This is a genomic window from Vibrio sp. 2130-1 (assembly GCF_033339515.1).
Genome location: NZ_JAWOUT010000012.1, coordinates 162759 through 169306 on the forward strand (window position 1 = coordinate 162759; position 6548 = coordinate 169306).

General features: G+C 44.2%; 7 protein-coding genes. 5 read left to right on the top strand and 2 right to left on the bottom strand.

Going from position 1 to position 6548, the window contains the following annotated elements:
- Positions 1 to 85 precede the first annotated feature (85 nt).
- The 5 genes from cysZ (at position 86) to crr (ending at position 5016) form a co-directional block, all read left to right on the top strand.
- A complete protein-coding gene (cysZ, locus tag R7Q09_RS17965; RefSeq protein ID WP_025998633.1) occupies positions 86 to 829 on the top strand; it encodes a sulfate transporter CysZ in 744 nt (247 codons plus the stop codon).
- Between the two features lie 164 nt (positions 830 to 993).
- Positions 994 to 1962 carry a cysteine synthase A gene (gene cysK, locus R7Q09_RS17970; RefSeq protein WP_005382045.1) on the top strand — a complete coding sequence of 323 codons (969 nt, stop codon included), beginning with the start codon at positions 994 to 996 and terminating at the stop codon, positions 1960 to 1962.
- A 300-nt stretch (positions 1963 to 2262) separates the two neighbouring features.
- Positions 2263 to 2520 carry an HPr family phosphocarrier protein gene (locus R7Q09_RS17975; RefSeq protein ID WP_005382043.1) on the top strand — a complete coding sequence of 86 codons (258 nt, stop codon included), beginning with the start codon at positions 2263 to 2265 and terminating at the stop codon, positions 2518 to 2520.
- Positions 2521 to 2660: 140 nt separating this feature from the next.
- A complete protein-coding gene (gene ptsI, locus R7Q09_RS17980) occupies positions 2661 to 4385 on the top strand; it encodes a phosphoenolpyruvate-protein phosphotransferase PtsI (protein ID WP_005389298.1) in 1725 nt (574 codons plus the stop codon).
- Positions 4386 to 4506: 121 nt separating this feature from the next.
- On the top strand, positions 4507 to 5016 hold the full coding sequence (gene crr, locus R7Q09_RS17985) for a PTS glucose transporter subunit IIA (protein WP_005382041.1): 510 nt from the start codon (positions 4507 to 4509) through the stop codon (positions 5014 to 5016).
- A gap of 96 nt (positions 5017 to 5112) precedes the next feature.
- Here the strand turns inward: crr and R7Q09_RS17990 are convergent, their stop codons facing one another.
- Together R7Q09_RS17990 and R7Q09_RS17995 are read right to left on the bottom strand one after the other, a co-directional pair.
- Entirely contained in the window at positions 5113 to 6237 is a 1125-nt protein-coding gene (locus R7Q09_RS17990; protein WP_154204775.1) for a flagellin, read from the bottom strand.
- A gap of 116 nt (positions 6238 to 6353) precedes the next feature.
- Positions 6354 to 6548, bottom strand: a 195-nt coding sequence (locus R7Q09_RS17995; RefSeq protein WP_031855108.1) for a flagellin, incomplete at its 5' end; no start/stop codon positions are given.

A 6548-nucleotide genomic window follows, 5' to 3' on the forward strand; every position in this document is an offset into this window, starting at 1 on the left:
TTAACAAGACGTCATTTGTCAGGGCATTGAAAGAAAAGTCCTCACAGGTACAATGAGTTTTCATTTACACGAAGCCAAAATAGACATGAAGCAAAACAATCAGCAGAGAACCGGGTTCGGTTATTTTCTATACGGGATACAATTGGCACTTGCCCCTAAAATCAGGCGCTTTGTCATCTTACCTCTACTTGCAAATATCTTGCTTGTAGGTGGTGCCATCTTCTATCTATTTTCAAACCTTAATATATGGATAGAAGGCTGGATTGGGCAGCTGCCTGAGTTTTTATCCTGGTTAACTTACATTCTTTGGCCTTTACTCGCTCTGACGATACTCGCTACCTTCTCCTATTTTTTCAGCACGCTCGCGAACTTTATCGCCGCGCCATTCAATGGCCTCTTGGCTGAAAAAGTGGAAGAGTACTTAACGGGACAAAAAGTAAATGATGATGGTTTCACTGCCGTCCTGAAAGATGTTCCTCGCGTTTTAGCTCGTGAGTGGAGAAAGCTCCTTTACATTTTACCTAAAGCAATAGGCCTATTCCTGTTATTGCTCATCCCTGCCCTTGGACAAACAGTAGGCCCATTTTTATGGTTTATCTTTACCGCCTGGATGCTCGCGATTCAATATTGTGACTACCCGTTTGATAACCACAAAATCCCATTTAACGACATGCGTTACAAATTGAAACAAAAGCAAGGTAAGGCCTATGGCTTTGGGGTATTGGTGTCTGTATTTACGACGATCCCAATTTTGAACCTCATTGTCATGCCTGTAGCAATATGTGGTGCAACCGCTATGTGGGTCGCGGAGTTTAAGCACCAACGATAGTCGATTAGAGATTAAGGAAAGGGATCAGCGCCAGCTTTTCCCTTTTCTTTTATCAAGTTCTGGGCCAACCTAATAAGATATAACTTTTTAATCCTTTTCCCTTTTTTTCATACCGCATATTCTTCTATCCATATTCACACAACGTGTAATGAAGGAACATCACTATGAGCAAAATCTACGAAGATAACTCTCTTACTATTGGTAATACACCTCTCGTTCGTCTAAACAAAGTAAGTAAAGGCAAAGTTCTCGCGAAAATTGAAGCGCGTAACCCTAGCTTCAGTGTTAAGTGCCGTATCGGTGCAAACATGATTTGGGAAGCAGAGAAAGCGGGGCTTCTTAAGCCAGGTGTAGAGCTTGTAGAACCTACCAGTGGTAACACAGGTGTTGCTCTAGCATTCGTAGCGGCTGCTCGCGGTTACAAGCTAACATTGACCATGCCTGAATCAATGAGCCTAGAACGCCGTAAGCTACTAAAAGCACTAGGCGCGAACCTTGAGCTGACTGAAGCGGCGAAAGGCATGAAAGGGGCGATTGCTAAAGCAGAAGAAATCGTAGCAAGCAACCCTGAGAAGTACCTACTTCTTCAACAATTTGACAACCCAGCGAACCCAGAAATCCACGAAAAGACTACGGGCCCTGAGATTTGGGAAGCGACAGACGGTGAAATCGACGTATTCGTTGCTGGTGTTGGTACGGGCGGTACTATTACAGGTACTAGCCGTTACATCAAAGGTGAAAAAGGCAAAGCCATCACTTCTGTTGCAGTTGAGCCAGCAGAGTCTCCGGTTATTGCACAAGCACTTGCTGGCGAAGAAATCCAACCTGCCCCACACAAAATTCAAGGTATCGGTGCTGGTTTCATCCCTGGTAACCTCGATTTAGACATTATTGACCGTGTTGAGCAAGTTACCTCAGAAGAAGCGATTGAGATGGCTCGTCGCCTAATGGAAGAGGAAGGTATCCTAGCTGGTATCTCATCTGGCGCAGCGGTTGTTGCAGCGAACCGACTTGCAGAACTACCTGAATTTGAAGGAAAAACAATTGTAACTGTCTTGCCAAGTTCCGGTGAGCGTTACCTAAGTACAGCACTCTTTGCAGGTATCTTTACCGAAAAAGAGAACCAACAATAATATGTGTTCAAATCAATTTTTAGTTTAAAAAAGCCCCGTTTAGGGGCTTTTTTGTTGATCCCTGCCCTACCTTTGGTAATATCAGGGTGTTTTATTTCTAGCTTCAAAATAAAGAAGCAGAACACAAAAAGGTTTCAAAGTGATTACGCACGCAAACAGTTGCGTAGTTACCAAACTTTTGACTAGTATCAGAACTGACGCGCTTTGAACTCTTCCCGTGCTAGCGCACAAGATGTAAAGCAGTTAAGCTAAAATCTGGTCACAAACTAACAAAAAAATACATTTATTGGGGTATATCACATGTACGAGAAGCAAGTAGAAATCACAGCAGAAAACGGCCTTCACACTCGTCCAGCTGCACAGTTTGTTAAAGAAGCAAAAGCATTCGACGCAGACATCACTGTGACTTCTAACGGTAAAAGCGCTAGCGCTAAGAGCCTGTTCAAACTACAAACACTAGGCCTAGTAAAAGGTACTCAAGTTACTATTTCTGCTGAAGGCCCACAAGCTCAGCAAGCAGTTGACCACCTAGTTGCTCTAATGGACCAACTACACTAATCCGGTCTCCTACTCCAGAAGCCATTTTGTGAAAGCAAAATGGCTTCGTTGGAAATAGGCTCAAAACTAAGCTAAAACTATTCGTTAGCGCACCCATTATTCTCCCGTTTTATAAAGTTGACCAAACTTAAGGTAAGGCTATGATTTCAGGCATCCTAGCATCTCCTGGTATTGCAATCGGTAAAGCACTACTACTTCAAGAAGATGAAATTGTCCTAAACACAAACACTATTTCTGACGATCAAGTAGAAGCTGAAGTTCAGCGTTTCTTTGACGCTCGTAACAAATCTGCAGCTCAGCTAGAAACTATCAAGCAAAAAGCGCTTGAAACGTTTGGCGAAGAAAAAGAAGCGATCTTTGAAGGTCACATCATGCTTCTTGAAGACGAAGAGCTAGAAGAGGAAATCCTAGCACTTATCAAAAACGACAAGATGACTGCTGATCACGCTATCCACTCAGTGATCGAAGAGCAAGCATGTGCTCTTGAGTCTCTAGACGACGAATACTTAAAAGAGCGTGCAACTGACATCCGCGATATCGGTTCTCGTTTTGTTAAGAACGCACTAGGCATCAACATTGTTTCGCTTAGCGATATCAACGAAGAAGTAATTCTTGTTGCTTACGACCTAACGCCATCTGAAACTGCGCAAATTAACCTAGACTACGTGCTTGGTTTTGCTTGTGATATCGGCGGTCGTACATCTCACACTTCAATCATGGCTCGCTCACTTGAGCTTCCAGCTATCGTTGGTACTAACGACATCACGAAGAAAGTTAAGAATGGCGACATGCTGATTCTTGACGCAATGAACAACAAGATTGTTGTCAACCCATCAGAAGCTGAGCTAGAAGAAGCGAAAGCGGTTAAAGCAGCATTCCTAGCTGAAAAAGAAGAGCTAGCGAAACTGAAAGACCTACACGCAGAAACGACTGACGGTCATCGTGTAGAAGTTTGCGGTAACATCGGTACAGTGAAAGACTGTGACGGTATCCTTCGTAACGGCGGTGAAGGTGTTGGTCTGTACCGTACTGAATTCCTATTTATGGACCGTACTGCGCTACCAACTGAAGAAGAACAGTACCAAGCGTACAAAGAAGTTGCGGAAGCAATGAACGGTCAAGCTGTGATCATCCGTACTATGGATATCGGCGGCGATAAAGATCTCCCATACATGGATCTTCCAAAAGAGATGAACCCATTCCTAGGTTGGCGTGCTGTACGTATCAGTCTAGATCGTCGTGAAATCCTTCGTGATCAGCTACGTGGCATCCTACGTGCTTCTGCACACGGCAAACTGCGTATCATGTTCCCAATGATCATCTCTGTCGAAGAAATCCGTGAGCTTAAGAAAGCGATCGAAGAGTACAAAGAAGAGCTACGCGCTGAAGGCCACGCGTTCGACGAAAACATCGAAATCGGTGTTATGGTTGAAACTCCTGCTGCTGCTGCGATCGCACACCACTTAGCGAAGGAAGTGTCTTTCTTCTCTATCGGTACAAACGACCTAACTCAGTACACGCTAGCGGTTGACCGTGGTAACGAGATGATTTCTCACCTATACAACCCACTATCACCAGCTGTACTTACAGTGATCAAGCAAGTTATCGACGCTTCTCACGCAGAAGGTAAATGGACTGGTATGTGTGGTGAACTTGCAGGTGACGAGCGTGCAACACTTCTACTTCTAGGTATGGGTCTGGACGAGTTCTCAATGAGCGGCATTTCAATCCCTAAAGTGAAGAAAGTAGTTCGTAACTCTAACTTCGCAGAAGTGAAAGCAATGGCTGAAGAAGCCCTTTCTCTACCGACAGCAGAAGAAATCGAAGCCGTGGTAGAAAAGTTTATTGCTGAGAAAGCTCAGTAATCGGTAGTACCAAGTAATTCAATACTTAATGGCCATTAGACGGCGAAAAAAGTCGTCTAATGAGCTATATTGGTATACTATAATTCGACAGAATAAAACCAAACCTTAGGAGCATGACACAATGGGTCTGTTTGACAAACTTAAGAAGCTTGTATCTGATGACAGCGCTGACGCTGGTGCTATCGAAATCATCGCGCCACTTTCTGGTGAGATTGTAAACATCGAAGACGTGCCAGATGTTGTTTTCGCTGAGAAAATCGTTGGTGACGGTATTGCTATCAAGCCAGCAGGCAACAAAATGGTAGCTCCTGTAAACGGTACTATCGGTAAGATCTTCGAAACTAACCACGCGTTCTCTATCGAGTCTGACGACGGTGTTGAGCTTTTCGTTCACTTCGGTATCGACACAGTTGAACTAAAAGGCGAAGGCTTCACGCGTATCGCTGAAGAAGGTCAAACTGTTAAAGCTGGCGACACTGTAATTGAATTCGATCTAGCTCTTCTAGAAGAGAAAGCGAAGTCAACGCTAACTCCAGTTGTTATCTCTAACATGGACGAAATCAAAGAGCTAAACAAGCTTTCTGGTTCTGTAACTGTTGGTGAAACTCCAGTTCTACGTGTAACTAAGTAATTTTTACTTAATCGAACACGAAAAAACGCTGCCATTGGCAGCGTTTTTTATTACCTGAAATTTTGTTTCTAATCGACTTACATCAATGAAATCCGCTCAGCTAAGTAATCCAAGTGCCGAACTCGGCCTTTGCTTTGCCTGAGCCAATAATGCTGTTGTCGCATCTTGGAGCACTTGAGAACGCACCATTTCCGTAGATTCTCTTGCGAAGTCTGTATCTCTTATTCGACTCTTGGACTCTGTAACACTCCGATTCACAGTATTTAAGTTATCCATCGAGCCGTTTACACGGTTCTGAAAGCTGCCAATTTCACTTCGGTGCGAATCAACGTACTTAATTGCTGCATCAATCACCCCAACTGAAAGCTGAGCCTTACCTGCCATCGACATATCGATGTCATCCATTGTGACTAATTGACCAGCGCTCACATCAAGCTCATCCGCTAAACTCCCATCGAGAAGCACACCCTCTGGCGCATTCATCGTAGAAGCGAAGAATTGCAGTTCGTTGTTTTCCGTTACTGAAGCATTCACTATCGATTGTTGAGCATTGATGTAAGTGGCGACCTGTTCTATACGGTCACCCAATTTGAGTCCAATGGATTCCGTTTGGGTTTGCCCTTTACTGTCTTGGTATTCGACTTTTAGGGTTTGGTTATCTTTAGTGACTCGCCAATCTTTATCGACCGCATCACCGACATAATGCTGCCCTCCCATCTCTGGGATATGGCTACGCATGTTACGTAACGTCAAAGAGATTGAATTAGCGTTCGCGCCAATATGGAAACTTTGTGAACCGTAAGATCCATCAAACAGGTTTTTATCCGCAAATGTTGTCGTGATCGCGACACGATCAAGCTCATCTTGCAGCGCTACGACCTCATATTGAATACTTTGCCGATCACTTGAGTCATAACTGCCGTTTGCTGCTTGAAGCCCCAGAGAGCGTAAGCGTTGCAATATGTCACTGCTTTCGTGCAATGCTCCCTCCGCTGTTTGAGCAACAGAAAAAGCGTCGTGCGCATTTCTTAAGGCGACATCAAGCCCTCTCGTTTGTACATGGAGAGTATTCGATATCTGTAAACCTGCCGCATCATCGCTCGCCGAGTTGATTCGAAACCCCGAAGTTAGGTTGCGTTGTGACTCAACATTTTGCGCAGCTGCTTGACTCAGGTGTCTCTGCGCCACCATCGCAGAAACATTGGAATTTAAAGAGATCATCTAATCGATATGAATGCCTTATCGAACATAATGTCAGGACACATCTGAATCGTTATAGCCAATAAGCAAAAAGCCAGGGATGAGCCTGGCTTTGGTTTCTTGCTTTGTTAAATTGATTAACCTAGCAGACTTAGCGCTGAGTTAGGCGCTTGTTTCGCTTGCGCAAGGATTGAGCTTGACGCTTGCGATAGAATTTGTGATTTGGTCATTGCCGTCGTTTCTTTCGCGAAATCTGTATCTTTGATACGGCTCTTCGACGCATTCACGTTCTCGTTAATGTTGTCCAAGTTGCTGATTGCGTGGTTGAAACG